Origin of the sequence: Kribbella solani (assembly GCF_014205295.1) — a bacterium.
GTDB classification, from domain to species: domain Bacteria; phylum Actinomycetota; class Actinomycetes; order Propionibacteriales; family Kribbellaceae; genus Kribbella; species Kribbella solani.
The window spans coordinates 1,653,953-1,676,151 of record NZ_JACHNF010000001.1 but is presented as its reverse complement, the minus strand read 5'-3'; the positions used below and the strand labels follow the sequence as shown (position 1 = coordinate 1,676,151).

Sequence of the window (22,199 nt, the reverse complement as noted above, 5' to 3'; positions counted from 1 at the left end):
TTCAGGCATATACGATCAACCACCGTACGCCGGGCAGGTCCCCCCGCCCGGCGTACGACGTCGGCCACCCCTCCGGGGCCGGCCTCGTTCACCGGACGCACCACCACCTCAGCATGACACCACGAACTGGGCGTGTCCGCATCCCGGAATCCGTTCCGGCCCTGATCAGAGCGCCGGTTCGACCAGATTGGCGTACGCCGCCTGGCCGTTGACGTTCGGGTGATACGACTCGGTGACCGGGTTCGACAGGCCGTTGATCCACTCCGGGTTGCCACAGACGGCGTGCCCGATGAACGCCGAGGTCGGGTTGACGAAGGCGAAGCCGGCCGCGCTCGCGGCGGCGGAGACCTTGGAGTTGAGCAGGTCGGCGGTGGCGTTCAGCTTGGTCATCTCGTCCGGGCTGAAGAACGTACCCGCGTTGCAGTCGGTGCCGTTGAACAGCCGCGGGTAGCCGACCACGACGACCTTCGCCGCGGACGCGCGGCTCTTGATCGACGAGTACAGCGTGTTCAGGCGGCCGGGAAGCGTGTTGTTGATGATCGCCTGGGCGTTCGCGACCGCGGTGGAGCAGTCGCCGAGCCAGGACGGCTTCGCGCATTCGGTGATGACGGACGAGAACCCGGCGTCGTTGCCGCCGACCTGCACCGAGACGATGCCGGCCGAGCTGGTCACGGAGGGCAGCTGGTTCGCGGTGACGTCGGCGACCTTGGCGCCGGAACAGGCGACGAAGGTCAGGTTCGCGCCGATCCGGGCGGCGTCCAGATACGCGTACGCCTTGGTGGACCGCTGGCAGTTCCCGCTGCTGGAGATGTACGTGCGAGTCCCGACGCCGGCGGCGTACGAGTCACCGAGGGCGACGTAGTTCGGCGCGGCGGCGTGCGCGACACCGGGGCTGAGCAGCATCGCGGCGCCGAGGGCCGCGGCGGAGAGCAGGCTGATGACTGACTTCATGGGGCGGACCGCCTTTGCGTGTGTGCGGTGGGTGGCGTATGAAGTACTCAACGTCACTGTCACCCGACTGGCGAGTAACACACAAGGGCTTGGTAACAAATTCACCATGGATTCCGGGTGGCCGTGGCTCAGCGCTCAGATCCGTTCGGGCCCGGGTACCGAGAGCGGGTCGAACCCGTACGGCAGTTCCAGCCGGTGCGCCCGCATCAGCTCGGCGTCACCCAGCAGATCGCGCGTCTTCCCGTCCGCGACGATCCGGCCGCCGTCCATCAGCAGACTCCGCTCACACAACTGCAGGGCGTACGGGAGGTCGTGCGTGATCATCAGCAGCGTCACGTCGAGACCGGCCAGGATGTCGCTCAGCTCGCGCCGCGCGGCGGGATCGAGGTTGCTGGACGGCTCGTCCAGCACCAGCACCTCCGGCCGCATCGCGAGCACGGTCGCGACCGCCACCCGGCGCCGCTGACCGAACGACAGGTGATGCGGGGCGAGGTCGGCGTGGTCCTGCATCCCGACCTGGACGAGCGCTTCGTGCACCCGGTCGTCCAGCTCGGCGCCGCGCAACCCGAGATTGGCCGGGCCGAACGCGACATCGTCCCGTACGGTCGGCATGAACAACTGGTCATCGGGATCCTGGAAGACCAGCCCGACCTTCCGCCGTACCTCGGTCAGGTGCTCGCGGTGCAACCCGGTCCCACCGATCCGGATCCGGCCGCTGCCGGTCCCGCCCGCGACCGCGCCGAGGATTCCGTTCAGGTGCAGTACGAGCGTGGTCTTGCCGGCGCCGTTCGGCCCGAGCAGCGCGACCCGCTCGCCGCGCGCGACGGTGAAGTCGACGCCGAACAGTGCCTGCCGGCCGTCCGGGTACGCGAAGACGAGCCGTTCAACTTCGATGGCGGGTGCGTTCACAAGCCCAGCAGCCTAACCGCGACCGCGATCGTCACCGCGAGCAGGGAGATCGCCAGCCCCTGGGTCCATTGCAGGCTCGACGCGCCCTGCACGCTGAGCTGCGGCATCCGGCCGGTGTAACCGCGCGACCGCATCGCCAGATGCACCCGCTCACCACGCTCGAAGCTGCGCACGAACAGCGCGCCAACTCCCCCGGCGACCGCCTTCAGATGACCGGCCCGCCCGCCGGTGTACCCACGGGACTCCCGCGCGATCCGCATCCGGTGCAGGTCATCCGAGACCACGCTCAGGTAGCGGACCATGAATGACAGGATCGCTACCAGCGTCGCGGGCAGCCGCAACCGTTCGAGGCCCGCGAGCAGCTCCCGCGGCGAGGTCGTCGCCGACAGGACGATCGCCGCGATCACGCCGAGGGTTCCTTTGGCCAGTACGTTCCACGCGCCGAGTACGCCGGACTGGGACAGGTGCAGGCCGAGCACGTCGATGCGCGGGCCGGTCGCGACGAACGGGAGCAGCAGCGCGAACACGATGAACGGTGTCTCCACCGCGAGCCGCCGCGACACCACGGGCGCCGGCAGTTTCGCGACCACGACCGCGATCACGAGCATCGCCGCGTACCCGCCGAAGGCCCAGAAGACCGCGGCCGGGGTAGACACGACCGCGAGCACGAACACGAACAGCGCGACCAGCTTGACCTGCGCCGGGATGCGGTGGACCGGGCCGTCCACCGCGACCAGCAGGCCGTCGCCGGTCACGACGCCTTGCCCGCCCGGAGCGACGCGAGCTTGGCGATCGCCAGCCCGACCAGGATCGTCACCAGTACGCCGATGATGCCCGCGAGCGCGCCGGAAACCTCCGCGTTGCCGATCCCGTGCACGCCGTAATCGGCCAGCGGACTACCGGCCACCGCGGACTTCTTGGCCGCGCCCTCGAAGCCGAGTTTGGCGCCGACGAACTCGAGCCCGTCCGGGTGCGCGCTGGCGAACAAGCTCAGCCCACCCGCGACGACCAGGGTGACCGCGATGCCGACCCCGAGCGTCCGGCCGGCCGGCTTCGCGGCGATCGGCTTGTCCGGCGACACCGTCGAGGTGTTCCCGTCGGCGTCCACGAGAATCAGGTCCTGCTGCAGGTGCCGCGCGGCGTACACGAGGTCCGGGCGGGTCGCGACGACCGCGCTGAGTACGGCCGCGGTGATCACCGCCTCGCCGATCCCGACCAGTACGTGCCAGCCGACCATCGCGGTCGCGAGCTTGCCGAGCGGGATGTCGACCGCGCCGCCGATCGCGTACAGGCCGGTGAACGCCAGCGCCGCGACCGGCACCGAGACGAGCGCGCCGACGGTCGCGGCGGGTACGACACTGCCGACGCGGCGCGGCAGCACCTTCAGGAGCGCCCGGGTCAGGAAGTACCCGACCAGCACCGTGATCAGGCCCATCAGCGTGATGTTGGTGCCGAGCGCGGTCAGACCGCCGTCCGCGAACAACAGCCCCTGGACGAGCAACACGGTCGACATCACCAGTACGGCGGTCCACGGCCCGACCAGCGCCGCGGCCAGCGCGCCGCCGAGCAGGTGACCGCTCGTGCCCGCGCCGACCGGGAAGTTCACCATCTGGACGGCGAACACGAACGCCGCGGTCAGCCCGGCCAGCGCCGGGCCGCTCTCGCGGAGCTCACGGTTCGCCCGTTGCAGGCTGAAGCCGACCGCCCCGGCCGCGATCAGGCCGGTGGCGACGGACGTTGGCGCGTTGAAGAAGCCGTCAGGAACATGCACGCCGACCATGGTGATCCTGTTGCGACTGATTCGCAAACATTGACAACTACAAAGCTTTGAGAGCTTCCTGGATCGCGCGGTGGAACGTCGGGTACGCGTAGATCATCCGCGCCAGTGACTCGATCGGTACGGCCGCGTGCACCGCGACCGCCAGCGCGCTCAGTACCTCACCGCCGGTCGGCCCGGCACTCGTCGCGCCGACCAGTACGCCACGATCGGCGTCCGCGACCACCTTGATGAAGCCCTCGTTGCCGGCCTTGTGAATCCAGCCGCGCGAGGACGACGGGATCGGCGTCGACCCGGTCCGTACGTTCAGCCCAGCTTCGCGGGCCTGCTTCTCGGTCAGCCCGACCGCGCCGATCTCCGGATCGGTGAAGGTCACTCGCGGCATCGCGTGGTAACTCGCCGTCGGCGCGTCCGGCTCCCGCAGGATGTCGCGGACGGCGATGTCGGCCTGGTACATCGCGTTGTGGGTGAACGCGCCGACGCCGGTGACGTCACCGACCGCCCACACGCCGTCACCGGCGCGGACATGCTCGTCGACCTCGACCCGGCGCGCGGACGCGTCGAGCCCCAGCTTGTCCAGCCCGAGCTCGGCGGTGGCGACCCGGCGACCCGTTGCCACCAGCAACTTCTCACCGGTTGCTTGCGTACCGTCCGCGAGCGTGACCGTGAAGGAGCCGGCGGCGTACCCGGCCCGCTGGGCCTGGGCGCCGCAGTGGAAGGTGACGCCGTCCCGCTCCAGCGCCTCCCGGGCCAGCGTCCCGGACTCGGGCTCCTCCATCGACAGCACCTCGGGCGCGCCCTCGACGACCGTCACCTGGACGCCGAACCGGGCGAACACCTGGGCCAGTTCCAGCCCGATCGCGCCGCCGCCGAGGACAACCAGCGACGTGGGCAGCGTCTCGACCTCGATCGCCTCCCGGTTCGTCCAGTACGGCGTACCCTCCAGGCCCTCGATCGGCGGCACCGACGGGACCGTCCCGGTCGCGATCACGATCCCGCGCGCCGCCTCGAACTCACGGTCGCCGGCGCGGACCGTACCCGGCCCGGTGATCGTGGCGCGATCCTTGATCACCGTCGCGCCCTTGTTCACCAGGCGGTCCACCGCGACCTGGTCGTTCCAGTTGTCGGTCGCCTCGTCCCGAATCCGCTTCGCCACCGGCGCCCAGTCCGGCTGCACGGACGCCGTACCGGCGATCCCGTCGACACGACGGGTCTCGGCGATCAGGTTCGCGGCCCGGATCATCATCTTGCTCGGGATGCAGCCGTAGTACGGGCACTCGCCGCCGACCAGCCGGGACTCGATCCCGACCACCCGCAACCCCGCCTGAGCCAGCCGTCCGGCCGTCTCCTCCCCACCGACACCAAGCCCGACGACGACCACGTCCACCTGTTCAGCCATGCCGTCAATCTCTCAGACCGGCGCTGCCCGGCCAAGTTCCGACCCGGCGCGTCACCGCACCGTAAGTGGCTGATCGGTCGTACAAGTTCTGGGAGGTCGGGCTGGTGCCTTGTGGAGCGCTGCCCGCGGGGTTCTGCGGTTAGGGTTTTCGCATGTATGTGATCGCGCATCTCAGTGACCCTCATCTCGACGGCACCGAGGAGGCGCGAGCGCGGCTCCGGCGCATCACTTCGTACGTGTCGAGCTTCAGCCGGCCGGTCGACGTGGTGCTGGTGACGGGTGATCTTGCGGATCACGGGTTGCCGGAGGAGTACGCCGAGGTGGCGAGCGAGTTGTCGCTGGACGTGCCGGTGCTCGTACTACCTGGCAACCACGACGTCAGCAGTCCCCTGCGTACGGGCCTGGCGTCCTTTGTCACGTCGCCTGGTGAGGGACACCCGGTCCATCAGGTACGCGACGTCGGCGGCGCGCGGTTCGTACTCGTCGACAGCACTGTCCCTGGCGCCGACCACGGCCTGATCTCCCCCGACTCACTCACCTGGCTGGACGGCGTACTGCGCGAGCCCTTCGACGGCCCGCTCTTCGTAGCCATGCACCATCCGCCCCTCAACCTGCGTCACCCAGTCATGGACCAGTGGAAACTCGAGCAGCAAGCACCGCTGGCCGAGGTCCTCACCGCCAAACCCATCACCGCCATCCTCACCGGCCACGTCCACACCGCCATCACCACCACCTTCGCCGGCCACCCGGTCCTAGGCGCCCCCGGCATCCGCTCCACCGTCCCCTACGACTTCGAACCCACCCCCACCACCTCCTTCCTGGACCCCACCGCCCACCCCGGCCTGGCCCTCCACGTCCACTCCCCCGGCGAACCCTTCCAAACCACCTTCAGGTACCCGCTGTAAATCCCCGTGCTGACAATTAGCGGTGAAAATGTCAGCATGGTGGCGTGACTGGATATATTGGTGGTGGGACTTATTGTTATTCGAATTCGCTGGCGATGGTTTTGGGTGGGGTTTCGCCGGGTTTGGTGGAGGTGGTGACGGGGGCGCCGTTCGGGGCTCAGGTGGAGGAAACCGGGGTGCCGTATTTTGATCCGCCGGGGTGGGAGCCGGATCGCGGGCTCGACGTGGCGATCGGGTTGCTGGGGTGGGAGTGCGAGCGGACCGAGGGCGGGGCGCGCGACGACGCGCTGGAGCGGTTGCGGCGAGCGTGCGAAGCGGGTCCGGTGGTGGTCGGCCCCATCGAGATGGGGTTGTTCACGCATCAGCCGTGGTCGCGGGGCGTGGCGGACGGGACGGATCACTGGGTGGTCGTGCTGGAGGTGACCGACGAGGTCGTCGTCATGCACGATCCGGAAGGATATCCGTACGTGACCTTGCCGATCAGCCAGTTCATGACGGCCTGGAGCGCGGAGAAGGTGGCCGTCGCGGGGCCGTACGTGATGCGGAGCAACTTCCGGAAGCTCCGCGACGTACGAGTCGAGGATGCCGTTCGGGAGTCGCTGCCGTACGCGGTGGAGTGGTTGTCGAAGGACTCGGCGGCAGCCGTGCACCGGATCAGCGCGATGCTGGCGGGCGGGATCGACGAGGGGATGCGGGAGCACCTGGCGGGGTTCGCGGTGCGGCTGGGTGCCCGGCGGCTGGATGACGCGGCGACCTGGCTGGCGGTCGTCGGCGAACCGGCGGCGGCGGAGATCGCGCGGCAGCAGGCGATGATTCTCGGCCGGCTGCAATTCCCGATCGTGCAGCGTGAATTCACCCGTGCCGCCGAGATCATGACCGAATTGGCTCCGGGGTACGAGCGCCTGCACGACGCGCTGAAATAGCAAGCGGCCCGAAATAGACTCTTGAAATAACAAACCGGTGCGTCAGGCGTCTGCCTGGCGCACCGGTTTCAGGAAGAAGATCAGAAGTTGATCATGTGGCCTTCGAGGCCGTGGAAGGCCTCCTGGAGGGCCTCGCTCAGGGTCGGGTGGGCGTGTACGTTGCGGGCCAGTTCCTTGGTGGTCAGGTCCCACTTCTGGGCCAGGGTCAGCTCGGGGAGGAGTTCGGTGACCTCGGGGCCGATCAGGTGCGCGCCGAGCAGCTCGCCGTACTGGGCCGAGCTGATCACCTTCACGAAACCGGTCGGGTCGCCCAGGCCGTGCGCCTTGCCGTTCGCGGTGAACGGGAACTTGGCCACCTTCACCTCGTGGCCGAGCTTGCGGGCCTCTTCCTCGGTGTACCCGAAGCTGGCGATCTGCGGCTGGCAGAACGTCGCCCGCGGGATCATCGCGTAGTCGAGCTCCATCGTCTCGTGCCCGGCGATGGTCTCGGCGGCGATCACGCCCATCGCCTCGGCCGCGTGCGCGAGCATCAGCTTCGCGGTCACGTCACCGATGGCGAAGATGTTCGGCACGTTGGTCCGGCACCGGCCGTCCACGTCGATCGCGCCGCGCTCGGTCAGCGCGACCCCGATCTTGTCCAGGCCGTACCCGTCGACGCGCGGCTGGAAGCCGATCGCCTGCAGTACCTTGTCGGTCTCGATCGTCTTCTGGACGCCGTCCTTGCCGGTCACGGTCACCTTCACCGAGGCACCGGAGTCGTCGATCGAGTCCACCCGGGTCGAGGTGAGCACGTCGACCCCGAGCTTCTTGTACGCCTTGGCGAGCTCCTTGGAGACCTCCGGGTCCTCCAGCGGCACCATCCGGTCCAGGAACTCGACGATCGTCACCTTGACGCCGTAGTTCGCCAGCACGTACGCGAACTCGACGCCGATCGCGCCGGCACCGGCGATCACGATCGAGCCGGGCAGCTCCTCGGTCAGGATCTGCTCCTCGTACGTCACCACGCGCTCGCTCAGCTGGGTGCCCGGCAGCAGCTTGGTGGTCGCGCCGGTGGCGACGATGCAGGAACCGAAGGTGACGGTCTCCGCGGAGCCGTCGTTCAGCGTCACGTCCAGCGTGTTCGCGTCCGTGAACGAGCCCCAGCCGTCGAACTCGGTGATGCCGTTCTTCTTCATCAGGAAGTGGACGCCCTTGACCCGGCCGTCGGCGACCTTGCGGCTGCGCTGCACCGCCGTCGGGAAGTCGAAGCTGACCTCGCCGCTGATCCCGAAGGTCTTCGCCTCCGTCCGGAAGATGTGCGACAGCTCGGCGTTCCGCAGCAGCGCCTTGGACGGGATGCAGCCCACGTTCAGGCAGACACCGCCCCAGTACTTCTTCTCGATGATTGCGGTCTTGAGACCGAGCTGGGCTGCGCGGATCGCCGCGACGTACCCACCCGGACCCGCGCCGAGGACAACAACGTCAAAGTGCGAGGCCATGGACTGAATGCTAACCGGGGTTCCGTAAGGACCGTACGGCGCCTACGCTGGGCTCGCGCGTGAGGCGTGACACGGAATGAGGCGTCCAGGGGGACGGATGGAACTGGGGAGACGCCGCGGCCTGCGGTTCGCGGCGCTCGGCACGTTGCTGGCGGTGATCGGGCTGCCGGCCTACGCCGACGATCCCTCGCCCAGTACGTCGCAGCCGCCGCCCGCTTCGGTGACCGACGTGAACCGGTCGCTCGAGCAGCTCCAGGCCGAGGCCGCCGCCGTCCAGGCCGACTTCGCAAAGGCGACGATCGCGTACACGAAGGCGCTCAAGGACGCCCAGGCCGCGGAGGCCGCCGCGAAGAAGGCGGAGAGCACGGCGACCACCTCCCGCGGCAAGGCGGACGAGGAGCGGCGCCGGCTCGGCGTACTGACCGCGCAGGCGTACCAACTGGGTATCCCCACCGTGATGGGTACTGAGTCGATGCTCTGGTCGCTCGCCCCGGTCGCGGAGAACCTCCAGGAGATCGCCGACCGGCAGACCGCGATCACCCAGCTCGGCAGCACGCAGGTCGCGCAGTACCGGACCGCGATGGCGGCCGAGTCCGAGTCGAACCGGCTCAAGGGAGAGGCAGCCGCCAAGCGTGCCGCCGCGAACCAAGCGGCGGCGAAGGCGCAGGAGCTGAGCAAGCAGGTCCAGCAGCAGGCAGCAGACGCGACGGCGTCCATGGCCAACCAAGCGGCCGATCTCGACGTGGCGTCCGCCCTGTCCCAGCAACTGCAGAAGGCGCGCAATCAGCAGGCGCTCAGCCGCTGGCAGGCGTACCTGACCGAGCTGACCACGACAAAGATCACTCCCCCGGCCGCCGCCGTACTGAAGGACCCGAACAAGCTGCCCGCCGGCCTGGCCCCATTGACCCGGCGCGGCGCGGCCGTCCCCGGCGTCGCCTCCGTGGCAGTCGCGGGCCGGACGGTACGGGTCATGTCCGCCGAAGCGATCCGCGCGGTCAACCAAGCGTTCAGCCTGGTCGGCAAGCCGTACGGTGTCGCCGCGACCGGGCCGGACAAGTACGGCTGTCTCGGCGCCGCGCGAGTCGCCTGGGAGCCGTACACGACTCTGCCCAACCTGGTCTCGAAGGTGTACCCGGACTACCAGGCCGTGCCGAATGCCCAGATCGAGCCGGGCGATCTGCTCGTGATGGGCAGCAAGTCGCTCGGGCTCGTTCACATCGGCGTCGCCCTCGACAACGGCGAGATGATCGCCGCCGACGAGGCGAAGGGCGCGGTCGTCGTCACCACCGTCCCGGACAACCTGTACGCGGCGCTGCGCCCGACCCTCGGCGCACCGGCCAAGCCGCAGGTACCGCCGGCCGCGACCTCCGACGCGTACGCGTTCCGCTGCGGCAACACCGCCACCTCGTACGACGTCGGCACCGGCGCCTGGACCTGGCCGTTGCCGGACGGCACGTACGAGATCGGCACACCCTTCGGCCAGTCCGGTTCGATGTGGTCGACCGGGTTCCACACCGGCCAGGACTTCCCCGCCGCCATCGGTACACCGGTCCGCGCGGTCACCTCGGGCGTCGTACGCGTCGAGCACCCGGGCTGGGCAGGCAACCTGGTCCGGATCGACCACGGGAACGGGCTGGAAACCCTGTACGCGCACCTGAGCCGAGTCGACGTCACGGACGGCCAGCAGGTCACCGCCGGTCAGCAGATCGGCGCGGTCGGCAGCGAGGGCAACTCGACCGGTCCACACCTCCACTTCGAGGTGCGGCTGGGCGGCGATCCGGTCAACCCAATGCCGTTCCTGGCGACCGGTTCCGCCAGCACCGGCTGGGGTGGCTACAGCAACGGCATGATCCCGGCCGGCAAGCTCTGTGCGATCGGTGGCGGCCAAATGCTCCGCTGCGATGCCGCGGCCGCGTACCTGCAGATGACGGGCGCCTACCGGGCTCAGTTCGGCAAGTCGCTGTGCATCACCGACTCGTACCGCTCGTACACCGCCCAGGTCGACCTGTACCAGCGCAAGCCCTCGCTGGCCGCACTGCCCGGTACGTCGAACCACGGCTGGGGTGTGGCCGTCGATCTGTGCGGTGGGATCGACAAGTACAACACCCCGCAGTACCTGTGGATGAAGGCGCACGCCGGCAACTACGGCTGGCTGCACCCGGGCTGGGCCGAGCAGGGCGGCAACCGCGAGGAGCCGTGGCACTGGGAGTTCGGCAAACCCCCAAGCGCCTAGCGCCTAGCGCCTGGATCGACCACGTACGCTGTAAGAGTGGCCGAGCAAGAGAGTCCCGACCGCACGGATGACAACATCACGCTGGACGCTGCCGACGACAAGTGGGAGTGGCGGCGGCGGATCCGGGAGAACCCGCGGAAGTTGGCGCTCTACCGGATCGGCGTGGGCGTTGTCGGTGGCTTGCTGCTCATCGCGGCGCCGCTCACCGGCTGGCTGCCCGGCCCAGGTGGCATCCCGTTGTTCATCGCCGGGCTGGCCGTGCTGTCCAGTGAGTTCGAGTGGGCACAGCGGCTGCTGTACCGGGTCAAGGGCTGGGTCAAGACCCTCACCACCTGGACCGGCAAGCAGCCCGCTTGGCTGAAGGCACTCGGGACGGCGACCCTGTTCGCTTGCGTAATGGTCGGCGTCTGGGGGTACCTGGCTGTCCTCGGCGTACCGGGCTGGCTTCCGGACAGCTGGGAGTCATTCCTGACCGACCTTCCCCTGCTCTAGCGCCGGATACGTCGGCAGCTCGATCAGTTCACTCATGTTCGCCGCCATCTTGATCATCTGGTTCATGAAGAACGGGATGTCCAGAATCTTGTTCCGCGCCGCCAGCCCGAACCGGGTCGCGGGCGCCATGAACGACCCCGCCCGGCTGCCGTCCTGCGTGGTCGAGACGGCCTTCCGCAGCCGCGCCTCGTAGCGGTCGAACGCGGTCCGCAGGTCGCCCTGGGCCAGCTCCCCCGCCAGTACGTACGCCCCGACGACGGCCGTGCCGGTCCCGAGCGCGCCGAACGTCGCACCGTACCCGGCGTCACCGAGCAGCACGATCCGGTCGGTCGACCAGCGATCCACCCGTACCCGGCTGATCGAGTCGAAGTACAACTCGGTTGCCGCCGGCAACGCATCCAGCAGCTCCGGCACGTACCAGCCCAGGCCGGCGAACTGGTCCCGCAGAATCGCCTTCTGCTGGTCCAGATCACGCCGGTTGTACTCCAGCACCGGCGACTTGAACACGAACAGCGTCTGCGCCACGCTGCTGTCCCGCTGGTCCGCCCCGACGCTCGCCAGCTTCCCGGGCACGTTGTACAGCAGTGAATCGCCACTGATCCCGCGCGTGTTCGGCACCTCCCAGCCGGCCACGTAGTACCCGAGGTGCCGCTCCAGCACCAGCTCCGGCGCGAAGGCCAGGCGGCGTACGACCGAGTGCATCCCGTCCGCGCCGATCACCAGGTCGTACGTCTCCTCGATGCCACTCTCGAAGCGGACGTCGACCCCGTCCGCGTGCTCGTCCAGGCTCACGATCGTGTCCCCGAACCGGTACGTCGCCCGGTCGCGGCTGTGCTCGTACAAGACCCGCGACAGATCCGCGCGCAGTACCTCCAGCTCACCGCCCGCGAACTCGGCCGGCAGCCGCATCAGCTTCCGCCCGGACTCGTCCACGAACCGCATCGCGGTACCGCCGGTCTGCCGCGAGCGCAGCTCCGCCAGCACCCCCATCCGGTCGAGCACCGTGGTGAAGACCTCGCCGCGGAAGTCCACCGCGTACCCACCCTGCCGCAGCGCCGGGGCGATCTCGACCACCGTCACGTCATGCCCGGCGCGACCCAGCCAGAGCGCAACCGACGGACCGGCAACGCTCGCACCAGAAACCAGAACCTTCATCATCAGCCTCCGTCAAAGTAATTGTGTCCGACGGACACAGTAATGTGTATGGTAGACACAGTTCAAGTCCTTTCGGAAGGAAAGCCGCACATGACCGAACTCCTCTGGGGTAAGCAGCCGGTGCCGAGCCGCGGCCCGAAGCCGGCCGTGACCCTGGCCGAGATCGCCGAGGTGGCGATCCGGATCGCCGACGCCGAAGGGCTCGACGCCCTCTCGATGCAGCGGATCGCCGGCGAGCTGCCGGTGACCAAGATGGCCCTCTACCGGTACGTGCCGGGCAAGACCGAACTTGTCGCGGTGATGAGCGACCTCGCCATGGGCGCACCGCCGGAGCGCGCGGAGTTACCGTGGCGCGAGGCGCTCCGGACCTGGGCCATGGACCTGTACGACGGCTTCACCAAGCACCCCTGGCTGCTCCAGTCCACCATCGGCCGCCGCCTGCTCGGGCCGAACGAGCTGGCGTGGATGGAACGCGGCGTCGCGGCACTCGCCGGCGCCAAGCTGACCGGCGGTGAGCAACTCGACTCGATCCTGGTCATCACCAGCCACGTGCGGAACATCGCGCAGCAGTCCACGACCTTCCCCGGACACAGCACCGGCCTGACCGAGGAGGACATGCAGCAGGCGCTCGGCGCGATCCTCAACTCCGAGGCGGATCGCTTCCCGCACCTCACCGCCGCGATGCGTACGTCGGCCGGCAGCGAGAACCAGGGCCTCGAGTTCGGGCTCGACCGGATCCTCGACGGACTGGACCTACTGATTCAGGGGTAGGACAGACTCGGCTTCAGCGTATTGAAACGTTGCCGATAGGTGGATGCGGACAGTCCGTAGTGGGATTTGAATCGGCGAGCGAAGTAGTTCTGGTCCGGCCAGCCGACGGACTCGCCGATCCGGTTGATCGGCAGATCGGTGTGCAGCAACCGGTCGGCCGCGAGCTCGACCCGATGCCTGGACAGGTACGCCATCGGCGGCACCCCGGTGACCGACTTGAACAACCGGACCAGATAGCCCGGTGCCAGATGCAGTTCGCCGGCCAGGTCGGTGAGCGTCCAGCGCCGGGCCGGTTCCGCCTCCATCATCCGCATCGCGTCGACGACCGCGGGATGGATCAGGTCGCGGCGTTCGTCCCGTCCGGCGACGGTTCGCGCGACACAGCTCAGGTACAACGACAGCCAGCCGACCAGCTCCCCGCGATTCCGGCCGGTCGGCTGATTCCCCACCTGCCGCAGGCCGTCCAGGTGACCGATCGCCTCGGTCAGGGTGTCCGGATCGAGGTGCGTCGCGAGCATCCCGCGCCGCTGCGCCGAGAACGGTCCGGTCCACAAAAGGTAGCCCAGTAAGGGATCTTCGCGCGCCCAGGCCAGCTCCCGGCGAACCAGATCGGCCGAGAAACAGCAGTTGTAGACCTCGAGCGAGTCGCATTCCACGTACTCGTGCCAGACCCCCGGCCGGAGCAGGATCGCGTCGCCGGGCCGGAGCCGCTGCCGTCCGGCCAGGCTGTGATGGATGCCGGCACCGCCGATCACCAGCAACAGTTCGAAGAAGCTGTGCGTATGCAGCGGATGCGAGCGCACGTGCACGTGCGGGCCGGCGTGCACCACGGTTCCCTCGACGAAGTGCAGCACCGTGCCCCGGGTCTGCACCGGCTCCGCAGCCATCTCCGACACCGCTTCACGATAGGTCCAAGGTGCAGATCGTGCTAGACCAAGTGCACATTGGGCTAGTCGGCGGCGACCGACGGCCGCAGGATCGGTGCACAGGCGAAACGTCCCGCCGCACCCTTCCGCCCCACTTCGAGGCGGTTCGCCGGGAGACCCACTGAATCGTTTCACCACCCTGTCCTGATCAGCGCCTTGGTTGGAGTCACATGTCGCAACCCGCCGCACCCACCGCTCTCCGCTTCGAACATCTGCCCGCCCCGGTGATCGGCACCGGCACCGCGGCCCCGCGGATCTCCTGGCAGGTCCCGGCCGCGGCCGACGGTTACACCCAGACGGCGTACGAAGTCGAGATCAGCCGCGACGGCACCCAGGTTTTCACCGTGGAGTCCCCCGAGCAGGTCCTGGTTTCCTGGCCGGGGGAACCGCTGCGGTCCCGCGAGTCCGCGCAGGTACGCGTCCGGGTCCGCGGCGACGACTGGAGTGACTGGAGCGAACCCGCGACCGTCGAAGCCGGACTGCTGACCGCGGACGACTGGACCGCCCGGTTCGTCAGCCCGCGGGACAACCCGTACGGCTCCCCCGCTCCCCTGGTCGCGGGCGCCACGACCCTGCCGGACGGCATCGTCAAGGCACGTCTGTACGCGACCTCCCACGGCGTTTACATCCCCGAACTCAACGGGCAACGCGTCGGCATCGAAGAGCTCGCGCCCGGCTGGACCGCGTACCAGTACCGCCTGCGCTACCAGACGTACGACGTGACCGAGCTTGTTCGTCCTGGTGAGAACACGCTCGAGTTCCTGCTCGGCAACGCCTGGTACCGCGGCCGGATCGGCTTCAAGGACCAGAGCCAGCTTTACGGCAACCGGCTCGCGATCCTCGCGCAGCTTGAGGTCACCACCGCGGACGGCCAGGTCCACACCTTCGGCAGCGACGACTCGTGGACCTCCCGCGAGAGCAACGTCATCGCCGACGACCTGTACGACGGGCAGTCCACCGACCTGCGCAGGCAGCCCGGCGAACCGGCAGCGGTCGACGTACTCGACGCCGACCTGACCCTGCTGGTCGCGCCGGACGGCCCGCCGGTACGGATCACCGACGTCCTGCCCGCGGTCACGATCACCACCTCACCGGCCGGCAAGACCCTGGTCGACTTCGGCCAGAACCTGGTCGGCCGGGTCCGCCTGAAGGTTCGCGGTCACGCTGCCGGGGACGAGATCGTGCTCCGGCACGCCGAGGTCCTGGAGGACGGCGAGCTCGGCGTACGTCCGCTGCGTACCGCCAAGGCGATCGACTCGTACATCCTGGCCGGGCCGGACGAGGTCACGCTCGACTCGCCGCTGACCTTCCACGGATTCCGGTACGCCGAGGTGACCGGCGTGGACGACCTGCAAAGGCAGGATCTGGAGGCGCTCGTACTCGGCAGCGACCTGCACCGCACCGGCTGGTTCGAATCGTCGAACGAACTGCTCAACCAGTTCCACCAGAACGTCGTGTGGGGCATGCGCGGCAACTTCCTGGACGTACCGACCGACTGCCCGCAGCGCGACGAGCGGCTCGGCTGGACCGGTGACATCCAGGTCTTCTCCCCCAGCGCGAGCTTCCTGTACGACACCGCCGGGTTCCTCACGAACTGGCTGGCGGACCTGTCGGCCGAGCAGCAGAAGGACGGTTCGGTGCCGTTCGTCGTACCGGACGTGCTGCGGAACGAGGCGCCGGCCACGGCCGCATGGGGTGACGCGGCAACGATCGTGCCGTGGGTGGTGTACGAGCGCAGCGGCGACCTCGGGCTGCTCGCCCGGCAGCTGCCGAGCATGCGCGCGTGGGTGGACAAGATGGCCGACCTGGCTGGTGGTGACCTGCTGTGGTCCGGCGGGTTCCAGTTCGGCGACTGGCTCGACCCGACCGCGCCGCCGGACAACCCGTTCCGCGCCAAGGCCGACCCGGACGTCCTTGCGACCGCGCATCTGGCCCGTTCGGCCGAGGTCGTCGGCAAGGCCGCCGAGCTGGTCGGGCAGTCCGATCTCGCCCGCGAGTACACCGAGCTCGCGGCGCGCGTCCGGCAGGCGTTCGCGGCCGAGTACACGACCGACGGCGGCCGGGTCCTGAGCGACGCGGCAACGATCTACGCGCTCGCGCTGCAGTGGGCGTTGCTCCCGAACGAGTCGCAGCGAAAGCGCGCGGGCGACCGGCTCGCGGATCTGGTCCGCACGTCAGGTTTCCGGATCAGTACCGGATTCGTCGGCACGCCGTTGGTGACCGACGCACTGGCCGATACCGGACATCCCGACCTGGCGTACCGGCTCCTGCTGCAGACAGGCTGCCCCTCTTGGCTGTACGCAGTGACCATGGGTGCCACGACGATCTGGGAGCGCTGGGACAGCATGCTGCCCGACGGCAGCATCAACCCCGGCCAGATGACGTCGTTCAACCACTACGCGCTCGGCGCGGTCGCGGACTGGATGCACCGCCGGGTGGCCGGCCTCGCGGCGGCCGAACCGGCGTACCGGACGATCGACGTGCGGCCGTTGTACACCGAGCAACTGACCTCGGCGTCCGCGAAACACCTCACGCCGTACGGGACCGCGTCCGTGGCGTGGGCGCGCTCTGACGGGCAGATCAAACTGATCGTCACCGTACCGGTGGGTGCGCGCGCGAAGGTCGAGGTACCGGGCGCGGATGAGGTGGTCGAAGTTGGTCACGGTACACACACCTGGACCGGCGCCGACCCGTACGCCCAGCCGACGGTACTGGCGGCGGATTCCACCGTCCGTCAGCTGATGGACCACGAAGCCACCTGGACCGCGCTGGCCGCGGCGGCCGTCGAGAGCGGGTTCGTCGGCGACGACGCCGACCTCGCCGGCCGGCTCGAGCGCTACCTCGACCAGTCCGCCGCCGCGCTGATCGAGGCCGCCGGCACGCGGAACCCGGAGGCCGTACACACCGCCCTAGGCGCCCTGCTCAACCACTGATCCCACTCACCCGACCCCGCCCCGCTGCCGACGCAGAACATCCCCTTGGAGGTCACGATGCGGTTCCGCCCACGAGCCAGCGGACTAGCCCTGCTGGCCGTCTGTTCTCTTACTCTCGCCGCCTGCAGCGCGGGCAGTCTCGGTTCCAGCTCCGACTCGGGCAGCGGCTCGGTCGAGATCACCTACCTGATCGGCAACCAGGATCAGGACATGAAGGAAGCCCAGCAACTGGTCAAGGACTTCACCGCGAAGAACGCCGGGATCTCGATCAAGATCGAGACCCGGCCGGCCGGTACCGAGGGCGACAACATCGTCAAGACCCGGCTGTCGACCGGCGACATGCCGGAGGTGTTCAACTACAACACCGGGTCGCTGTTCCAGGCGATCGCGCCGCAGAAGAACCTGGTCTCGCTCAGCGACCAGCCGTACGTCGGTGACCTGGACGACAACTTCAAGAACACGGTCACCGCAGACGGCCAGGTGTACGGCGTGCCGGTCGGCGGGTTCATGGGCGGCGCGGTGCTCTACAACATCGGTGTTTACAAGAAGCTCGGGCTGACCCCGCCGAAAACCTGGGCCGAGTTCATGGCGAACAGTGCCAAGATCAAGGCCGCCGGCGGCGGGGTCGCGCCGGTGATCCAGACCTACGGCGAGACCTGGACCGCGCAGCTGTTCGTCCTCGGCGACTTCCACAACGTCGCGGCGGCCGAGCCGGACTTCGCCGAGAAGTACACCAAGAACCAGGCCAAGTACGCGACCTCGGCGGCGGCGGTGAAGGGCTTCGAGCACACCGAGGCCGTGCACGACGCCGGGCTGGAGAACAAGGACTTCGCGTCGGCCAAGCTGCCGGACGGGCTGAAGATGCTCGCCACCGGCACCGGCGCGCAGTACCCGATCCTGTCCGGCGTGGTCGCGAACATGATCGCCACCTACCCCGACGCGGCCAAGAACGTCGGGCTGTTCGCGCTGCCTGGTGACGACGCGAGCAAGAACGGCCTGACGGTGTGGACGCCGGGCGCCAACTACATCCCGAAGACCGCGACCGGCGCGAAGCTGGACGCGGCCAAGAAGTTCCTCGCCTTCGTCGCCAGCCCGGACGGGTGCAAGTCCCAGAACACGGCCGGGGCACCGACCGGTCCGTACGCGGTCAAGGGCTGCACTTTGCCGGCCGACGTGCCGCAGGCGATCAAGGACATGCAGCCGTACCTGGACAAGCCGGGTGGGTCCAGCCTGGCGCTGGAGTTCGTCTCACCGGTCAAGGGCCCGTCGCTGTCCCAGATCACCGTCGAGGTCGGCTCCGGCATCCGGAAGGCGAAGGACGGCGCCGCCCGGTACGACGAGGACGTGAAGAAGCAGGCGCAGCAGCTCGGGCTGGCGGGCTGGTGATCTGGTGGCCATCACCTCGGTGAAACCACAGCAGCGCAGCAAGACCGCGCCGGTCGCTTCCAGCGCCGGGAGCAAGGTCTACCGCCCGTACTCGACCTGGTTCTTCCTGCCGTCGGCGATCATCTACGGCGTCCTGTTCCTGATCCCGACGTTCGCCTCGCTGTACTTCAGCCTGACCCGGTGGAGCCTGTTCGACTCGAAGTTCGTCGGGCTCGACAACTTCAAGCTCTTCTTCCAGGAGCCCGCGCTGATCAAGGGCTTCACCAACACGCTGATCTACGCGGTCGTCACCTCCGGCTCCAAGGTCGTCCTGGGGTTGCTGCTCGCGGTCCTGCTCACCTCGCAGATCGTTGCCCGCGGCTACCTTCGGTCGGTGGTGTTCTTCCCGGTGCTGGTCTCCACCATCGGCGTCGGGCTCACCTTCACGGTGCTGATGAACCCCGAACGCGGCCTGATCAACGGCGCGCTCAGCGTGGTCGGGATCAACGGTCCCGGCTGGCTGACCGACCCGAAGTGGGCGCTGCTCTCGGTGGCCGCGGTCGACGTCTGGAAGGGCGTCGGCCTGGCCACCCTGATCTACATCGCCGGCATCGTGTCGATCCCGCGCGAGTACCTGGAGGCGGCCCGGGTGGACGGTGCCGGGTCGTGGGAGACGTTCCGCCGGATCGTGCTGCCACTGTCCCGGCCGGCCACGGTCACGGTCATCATCCTGTCGCTGATCGGCGGACTGCGGTCCTTCGACCTGATCTGGGCAATGACCCAGGGCGGGCCGGGATTCACCTCGGACGTGATCGCCTCGGTGATCTACAAGCAGTACCAGGCCGGCTTCTACGGCCTGTCCACGGCCGGCAACGTGGTGCTGTTCATCACCGTCACCGTGATCATCCTGCCGCTGTCGTGGTTCCTGAACCGGAAGGAGGTGGACCTGTGAGTACGGCAGAACTCGTCAACCACCGCCCGGCCCGGAAGTGGGCGCTGAGCGCGGTCGCGATCCTGGCCTCGGTCGTGGTGTTCATCATTCCGTTCGCGTTCATCGTGCTGACCGCGGTGAAGGACCGGCAGCAGTCCGCGGACCTGAACTTCGCCTGGCCGCACCAGTTCCGGCTGGTGCACAACTTCGTCGAGGTGGTCAAGGCCCGCGACTACATGCTGGTGATCGCGTTCATCAACAGCACCGTGCTGACCGTCGTCAGCGTGGCCGGCATGGTGATCCTGGCCGCGATGGCCGGGTTCGTCCTGCAGCGCCGCAAGAGCCGGTGGAACGGCGTGATCAACTTCCTGGTGCTGTCCGGGCTGATCATTCCGCCGGCCGTCGTACCGACCATCTGGGTACTGCAGAAGCTGGGCCTGTTCAAGACGCTGCCCGGCCTGATGCTGATCGAGATCGCCTTCGGGCTGTCCTTCTGCATCCTGCTCTTCCGGGCCTTCGTCGCGACCATTCCGCGTGAACTCGACGAAGCGGCGATCATCGACGGCGCCGGCTCCCTCGGGCTGTTCTTCCGGGTCATCTTCCCGCTGCTGAAGTCGGTGATCGTGACGGTCATCGTGGTGCAGTCGGTCGCCGTGTTCAACGACTTCACCAACCCGCTGTACTTCCTGCCCGGCGATCAGAACGCGACCGTCCAGCTGACCCTCTACAACTTCAACAGCCAGTTCTCCACCCAGTACAACCTGCTGTTCATGAACATCCTGCTGATCACGATCCCGCCGCTGATCATGTTCCTGTTCTTCAACCGGCAGATCGTGGCCGGGATGACGTCCGGCGCGATCAAGGGCTGAACCATTCGGCTCATATCGAAGACGTACCGGCGGGTCAGCCCGGCTGGGACAGTGCTCGAATGCGACGCTTCCCGGCCGGGCCGCGAAGGGCACGGCGGCTGGGTGATCGACCAGCTGACAGCGATCGCCGCCGACCGGATGCGGACGTACCAGCCCGACGTGGTGCTCCTGCACGCCGGCGCGAACGACGTACTCGGAAACGTCAACCTGGCGACCGCGCCGGCCCGCCTGGAGAACCTGATCCGGACCATGCTCACCGCCCGGCCGGGTATGGCTGGGAGGCGTGGACGCAGCAGTCGATCGACGTCTCCCTGAACGCGAGCGCCAACACCCTCAAGTTCACGTACAGGACGTGCTTCGCCGAGCTCGACTCGCTCGACCTCAGTGTCCCGGGAACTGCCTGGCCGGCCTCATCAATCCGGTTTGCGTACGATCATCGCCGCCTGCCCGGCGTCCTTCTCGGCGGGCAGCGCGGCGCGGGTGAGCGTCGCGACCTCGACGAACCCAGCACCGGCCAGCAATGCAGCGACGTCGGCGACAGCGAAACTGTAAACCTCAAGGTCAAGGTCATGCCTGTACCCCTGACTGAGATGCCGGCGGCCACCACCCACTTTGAAGCCGTGCACCAAGTGACCGCCCGGCCGAAGCACCCGGTACAGCTCCGCGAACACCGCCGGCAGTTCCTCGCGCGGAGTGTGAACCAGCGAGTACCAGGCGAGTGCCCCGGCGAGCTCGCCGTCCTTCAGGTCCAGGTTGAACAACGACCCGACCTCGAACCGCAACTCCGGGTACTCCCGCCGGGCCACCTCGATCATCCCCGGCGTCAGGTCGATGCCGAACACGTCCAGACCCCGCCCAGCCAGGTGCGTCGTGATCCGGCCGGTCCCGCAACCGAGATCACCGACCGGACCGTCCTCGACCAGCGCGGCGAAGTAGTCCAGCGCGCCCTGCTCGAACGGGTCCTGCCGGTGGTAGTCCCGCAGGATCGCGTGGTAGTCGGCGGCAGCGGCGTCGTATGACCCTTGGATGTCGTTCACGCCAGGACTCTAGGCAGCCCCGCCGACAGTTTCTCGAAGTCCGCGAGCGAGTTGTACGCATGCGCCGACAACCGCACGAAACCACGGTCCTCGAAGCCGGTCAGCGTGATCTCGGCCTTCAGCTCGCGCGACACCCGTGCCTTCAGCGCCTCGCCGCCGGACAGGTCGACCGAGGACGGCAGCTCGACCAGCCGCATCGTCGCCGGCGCCTGACCGACCTCGGCGATCCCGGTGCCGAGCGCCTTGGCCAGCAGCCGCGCGCCCTCCTCGACCAGTGCGGTCAATTGCGGGCGGCGGGCCGGCCAGTCCAGGTCGGACAGTACGCGGAGTGATTCAGGCGCGGCGATCCACGGCACGTAGTCGTACGTACCTTGCATGTCGAAGCGCTCCGGCAGGCGCTCGTCGTACTCGGACCAGGAAACGATCAGCGGCATCGACGCCGTACGCCACTGTTCCGCCACCACCAGACCCGCGGTCGCCCGCGGCGCGGCCGGCCACTTGTGGAAGTTGCCGGTCCAGAAGTCGGCGCTCGCGCTCGCCGGGGCGTCGATCAGCGCCGGGGCGTGCGCGCCGTCGACCACGACCGGTACGCCCCGCGCGTGCGCCGCCGGGACCAGCGCCTCGATCGGGAAGATCTTGGCGGTGCCCGACGTGATCTGGTCGACGATCAGCATCGCCGCGCCGTCCAACCGGTCGGCGATCAAGGACACGACCGTCGCGTCATCGGCCTCAAGCGGTACGCCGACGATGTCCACCTCCGCACCATGCGCTTTCGCGTAGCGCTCGGCGGCGTAGCGCACCGCGCCGTACGCGTGATCGGTGAGGACGATCTTGCTGCCGGCCGGGATCGGCAGGGTGGCGAGCGCGACCGTGACGCCGGCGCTCGCGTTCGGGACCAGCACGAAGCCGGCCGGGTCGACCTGCAGGTACGAAGCGAGCGCCAGACGGCTGGTGGTCAGCCGGTCGGCGACGCTCCGGAACCACACCATCGGGTTCGCGTCCATCTCCACCCGGAGCGCGGCCATCACTTCCTGGGTCCGGCGCGGCACCGCACCGTACGAACCGTGGTTGAGGTGCAGCACGCCAGGGTCGAGGGTCCACAGGTCGGGGCGGGGGCTGAGTACCGTCACCACTCAAACGGTACA

20 protein-coding genes are annotated in these 22,199 nt (G+C 68.5%); 10 read left to right on the top strand and 10 right to left on the bottom strand.

Annotated features, from left to right (window positions below):
* Positions 1–165: 165 nt before the first annotated feature.
* The 5 genes from HDA44_RS07355 to HDA44_RS07335 form a co-directional block, all read right to left on the bottom strand.
* Positions 166–951: an SGNH/GDSL hydrolase family protein gene (locus HDA44_RS07355; protein ID WP_184832402.1), complete on the bottom strand. Its 786-nt coding sequence runs from the start codon at positions 949–951 to the stop codon at positions 166–168.
* A 135-nt stretch (positions 952–1,086) separates the two neighbouring features.
* Positions 1,087–1,860 (bottom strand): energy-coupling factor ABC transporter ATP-binding protein, encoded by a 774-nt coding sequence (locus tag HDA44_RS07350; protein ID WP_184832400.1) that lies wholly within the window; start codon positions 1,858–1,860, stop codon positions 1,087–1,089.
* Complete coding sequence (cbiQ, locus tag HDA44_RS07345; protein WP_184832398.1) at positions 1,857–2,615, bottom strand: cobalt ECF transporter T component CbiQ; 759 nt, start codon at positions 2,613–2,615, stop codon at positions 1,857–1,859. Before cbiQ ends, HDA44_RS07350 begins: the two co-directional genes overlap by 4 nt.
* Positions 2,612–3,631 carry an energy-coupling factor ABC transporter permease gene (locus HDA44_RS07340; protein WP_184832396.1) on the bottom strand — a complete coding sequence of 340 codons (1,020 nt, stop codon included), beginning with the start codon at positions 3,629–3,631 and terminating at the stop codon, positions 2,612–2,614. Before HDA44_RS07340 ends, cbiQ begins: the two co-directional genes overlap by 4 nt.
* 46 nt (positions 3,632–3,677) lie before the next feature.
* The gene (locus HDA44_RS07335; RefSeq protein WP_184832395.1) at positions 3,678–5,036 is read right to left on the bottom strand and encodes a dihydrolipoyl dehydrogenase family protein; all 1,359 of its coding nucleotides are present in this window, start codon (positions 5,034–5,036) and stop codon (positions 3,678–3,680) included.
* 152 nt (positions 5,037–5,188) lie between these two features.
* On the opposite strand from HDA44_RS07335, the gene HDA44_RS07330 reads away from it, so the two are divergent.
* Entirely contained in the window at positions 5,189–5,941 is a 753-nt protein-coding gene (locus HDA44_RS07330; RefSeq protein WP_184832394.1) for a metallophosphoesterase, read from the top strand.
* Between the two features lie 176 nt (positions 5,942–6,117).
* Positions 6,118–6,864, top strand: a complete 747-nt coding sequence (locus tag HDA44_RS07325) for a hypothetical protein (protein WP_202887243.1) — start codon at positions 6,118–6,120, stop codon at positions 6,862–6,864.
* 80 nt (positions 6,865–6,944) lie between these two features.
* Here HDA44_RS07325 and lpdA read toward each other — a convergent pair whose 3' ends face one another.
* A complete protein-coding gene (gene lpdA / locus HDA44_RS07320; protein ID WP_184832392.1) occupies positions 6,945–8,342 on the bottom strand; it encodes a dihydrolipoyl dehydrogenase in 1,398 nt (465 codons plus the stop codon).
* A gap of 97 nt (positions 8,343–8,439) precedes the next feature.
* On the opposite strand from lpdA, the gene HDA44_RS07315 reads away from it, so the two are divergent.
* The gene (locus tag HDA44_RS07315; protein ID WP_184832391.1) at positions 8,440–10,575 is read left to right on the top strand and encodes a peptidoglycan DD-metalloendopeptidase family protein; all 2,136 of its coding nucleotides are present in this window, start codon (positions 8,440–8,442) and stop codon (positions 10,573–10,575) included.
* 36 nt (positions 10,576–10,611) lie between these two features.
* Complete coding sequence (locus HDA44_RS07310; RefSeq protein WP_184832390.1) at positions 10,612–11,067, top strand: PGPGW domain-containing protein; 456 nt, start codon at positions 10,612–10,614, stop codon at positions 11,065–11,067.
* On the opposite strand, the gene HDA44_RS07305 is transcribed toward HDA44_RS07310, so the two are convergent.
* Positions 11,038–12,225 carry an FAD-dependent monooxygenase gene (locus HDA44_RS07305; RefSeq protein WP_238352385.1) on the bottom strand — a complete coding sequence of 396 codons (1,188 nt, stop codon included), beginning with the start codon at positions 12,223–12,225 and terminating at the stop codon, positions 11,038–11,040. The two genes, HDA44_RS07310 and HDA44_RS07305, sit on opposite strands and share 30 nt — an antisense overlap.
* Before the next feature lie 87 nt (positions 12,226–12,312).
* Here HDA44_RS07305 and HDA44_RS07300 point away from each other — a divergent pair, with 87 nt between their 5' ends.
* On the top strand, positions 12,313–12,993 hold the full coding sequence (locus HDA44_RS07300; protein WP_184832388.1) for a TetR/AcrR family transcriptional regulator: 681 nt from the start codon (positions 12,313–12,315) through the stop codon (positions 12,991–12,993).
* Here HDA44_RS07300 and HDA44_RS07295 read toward each other — a convergent pair.
* Positions 12,984–13,880 (bottom strand): helix-turn-helix transcriptional regulator, encoded by an 897-nt coding sequence (locus HDA44_RS07295; protein WP_184843053.1) that lies wholly within the window; start codon positions 13,878–13,880, stop codon positions 12,984–12,986. The two genes, HDA44_RS07300 and HDA44_RS07295, sit on opposite strands and share 10 nt — an antisense overlap.
* A 209-nt stretch (positions 13,881–14,089) precedes the next feature.
* Here HDA44_RS07295 and HDA44_RS07290 point away from each other — a divergent pair, with 209 nt between their 5' ends.
* From HDA44_RS07290 to HDA44_RS07270, 5 genes are read left to right on the top strand one after another with little or no spacing between them, the layout of a single operon-like run.
* Positions 14,090–16,852, top strand: coding sequence for an alpha-L-rhamnosidase (locus HDA44_RS07290; protein ID WP_184832386.1), 2,763 nt, complete (start codon positions 14,090–14,092; stop codon positions 16,850–16,852).
* A gap of 57 nt (positions 16,853–16,909) precedes the next feature.
* Positions 16,910–18,238: an ABC transporter substrate-binding protein gene (locus HDA44_RS07285; RefSeq protein WP_184832384.1), complete on the top strand. Its 1,329-nt coding sequence runs from the start codon at positions 16,910–16,912 to the stop codon at positions 18,236–18,238.
* A 4-nt stretch (positions 18,239–18,242) separates the two neighbouring features.
* A complete protein-coding gene (locus tag HDA44_RS07280; RefSeq protein WP_184832382.1) occupies positions 18,243–19,169 on the top strand; it encodes a carbohydrate ABC transporter permease in 927 nt (308 codons plus the stop codon).
* Positions 19,166–20,017, top strand: coding sequence for an ABC transporter permease subunit (locus tag HDA44_RS07275; RefSeq protein WP_184832380.1), 852 nt, complete (start codon positions 19,166–19,168; stop codon positions 20,015–20,017). The genes HDA44_RS07280 and HDA44_RS07275 overlap by 4 nt, the downstream gene beginning before the upstream one ends.
* Positions 20,018–20,068: 51 nt before the next feature.
* The gene (locus HDA44_RS07270) at positions 20,069–20,332 is read left to right on the top strand and encodes an SGNH/GDSL hydrolase family protein (RefSeq protein ID WP_184832378.1); all 264 of its coding nucleotides are present in this window, start codon (positions 20,069–20,071) and stop codon (positions 20,330–20,332) included.
* A 98-nt stretch (positions 20,333–20,430) separates the two neighbouring features.
* On the opposite strand, the gene HDA44_RS07265 is transcribed toward HDA44_RS07270, so the two are convergent.
* Both HDA44_RS07265 and HDA44_RS07260 read right to left on the bottom strand, forming a co-directional pair.
* Positions 20,431–21,054, bottom strand: coding sequence for a methyltransferase domain-containing protein (locus HDA44_RS07265; protein ID WP_184832376.1), 624 nt, complete (start codon positions 21,052–21,054; stop codon positions 20,431–20,433).
* Positions 21,051–22,184: an aminotransferase class V-fold PLP-dependent enzyme gene (locus tag HDA44_RS07260; protein ID WP_337905700.1), complete on the bottom strand. Its 1,134-nt coding sequence runs from the start codon at positions 22,182–22,184 to the stop codon at positions 21,051–21,053. Before HDA44_RS07260 ends, HDA44_RS07265 begins: the two co-directional genes overlap by 4 nt.
* Positions 22,185–22,199: the final 15 nt, after the last annotated feature.

What these genes read in the sequence shown, in the direction of transcription:
- HDA44_RS07355 (WP_184832402.1), bottom strand. Translation starts at nt 951, where the DNA reads ATGAAGTCAGTCATCAGCCTGCTCTCCGCCGCGGCCCTCGGCGCCGCG.
- HDA44_RS07335 (WP_184832395.1), bottom strand. Translation starts at nt 5,036, where the DNA reads ATGGCTGAACAGGTGGACGTGGTCGTCGTCGGGCTTGGTGTCGGTGGG.
- HDA44_RS07330 (WP_184832394.1), top strand. Translation starts at nt 5,189, where the DNA reads ATGTATGTGATCGCGCATCTCAGTGACCCTCATCTCGACGGCACCGAG.
- lpdA (WP_184832392.1), bottom strand. Translation starts at nt 8,342, where the DNA reads ATGGCCTCGCACTTTGACGTTGTTGTCCTCGGCGCGGGTCCGGGTGGG.
- HDA44_RS07315 (WP_184832391.1), top strand. Translation starts at nt 8,440, where the DNA reads ATGGAACTGGGGAGACGCCGCGGCCTGCGGTTCGCGGCGCTCGGCACG.
- HDA44_RS07305 (WP_238352385.1), bottom strand. Translation starts at nt 12,225, where the DNA reads ATGATGAAGGTTCTGGTTTCTGGTGCGAGCGTTGCCGGTCCGTCGGTT.
- HDA44_RS07300 (WP_184832388.1), top strand. Translation starts at nt 12,313, where the DNA reads ATGACCGAACTCCTCTGGGGTAAGCAGCCGGTGCCGAGCCGCGGCCCG.
- HDA44_RS07295 (WP_184843053.1), bottom strand. Translation starts at nt 13,880, where the DNA reads ATGGCTGCGGAGCCGGTGCAGACCCGGGGCACGGTGCTGCACTTCGTC.
- HDA44_RS07290 (WP_184832386.1), top strand. Translation starts at nt 14,090, where the DNA reads ATGTCGCAACCCGCCGCACCCACCGCTCTCCGCTTCGAACATCTGCCC.
- HDA44_RS07285 (WP_184832384.1), top strand. Translation starts at nt 16,910, where the DNA reads ATGCGGTTCCGCCCACGAGCCAGCGGACTAGCCCTGCTGGCCGTCTGT.